Genomic DNA, 1090 nt, shown 5'->3' with positions numbered 1-1090 from the left:
TCGATTCGGTGTACGTTCATGAATAATCTGATTGGACTCACAGAACGTTCCGAAAGCATGGCTAATGAACTGAGGGCCATTATCTGTTCTAACGGTTAATGGCTTCTCCTGGTCCATTGTGCCTCGCATCAGGATGGCCTTTTGTAGCACGCGGAGAACATGACTTGTATCACAAGCTTTACCGCGATGACATCCGACTAGGTGACGATCATAGACATCAATAATATTAGCGGTATAGAAATGCCTCTGTAAGCCAGTTACGTAACCATATTTAATATCCAGCTGCCACAATTGATTAGGGCCTGTAACCTCCATATTATTGGCTAGACGGCGTGGATGAGCTTTAGAAGGCTTTGCAGGTTTAGCAAGAATCTTCATCTCTTTACATAGTCGGTATACTTTCTTCTTGTTGATACGAAGTTTGTATTTACGGCGTAAACAAGTGGTTATTCTACGATAACCATAAGCAGACTCCTCGCCTTCTAGGAGCTTTTCAATGTAATGCTTAATGAGATGATCTCTTACTTTTTTGCCCGCGAAGGTAAGGGAATACCCTGAGGCGGGGCGCCCACGCCGAGAGGTTTTCTTCTGAGAGTTAGCTTCTTTCGGTTGATAGTAATACGTAGAACGAGGCACATGGCAAATCCTTAGAATGGTTCGAACTTTATAACCTTTTAAGATCCATTCTCGGGCCACTTCCATTGGATGTGTGGATGTTTTTTTTTAACTAAGTCACGAAGTACTGCGATTTCTAGTTCTTTTTCACCTATGAGCTTCGTAGCCTGCTCGTACTTCTCTTTCCATTCTTCTGTGGTTTGAGGATTGTTAAATTTATCTAGATCCTTCTTCTTGCTCATTGTAGGCTCCACCTCATCTCGATATTGTTTCATCCAATTGTATAACGAGTAAGGGGATAATCCATGGTTCCGTGCTGTTAAAGCAATGTTCCCCCGCTCAAGCGCTTCTTCCACGACCTGTATTCTCAGTTCGTCAAACTTGCTATGCTTTACCCTCATACGAACAACCTCCGGCTAATTTCATTGTATTTTCTTAGCCTAAAAGTGTCCAACTTAATTAGGGGGCTTTATAG

The 1090-nt window shown here is 42.6% G+C and carries 2 protein-coding genes; both read right to left on the bottom strand.

Annotated elements, in window-relative coordinates; all coding sequences use genetic code 11:
- Positions 1-636 (bottom strand): transposase (locus tag AC58U0_RS37255; RefSeq protein ID WP_497383670.1); only part of this gene is annotated, 636 nt, incomplete at its 3' end.
- Positions 637-674: 38 nt separating this feature from the next.
- A complete protein-coding gene (locus tag AC58U0_RS37250; protein ID WP_497383669.1) occupies positions 675-1016 on the bottom strand; it encodes a transposase in 342 nt (113 codons plus the stop codon).
- Between the last annotated feature and the right edge of the window lie 74 nt (positions 1017-1090).

It is taken from the genome of Paenibacillus sp. J31P190 (genome assembly GCF_059692075.1).
Note: the sequence above shows the minus strand (reverse complement) of the source record. Positions and strands in the feature narration are given on the sequence as shown.

Coding starts and splice junctions, on each gene's coding strand:
- AC58U0_RS37250 (WP_497383669.1), bottom strand. CDS start 1,016: ATGAGGGTAAAGCATAGCAAGTTTGACGAACTGAGAATACAGGTCGTG.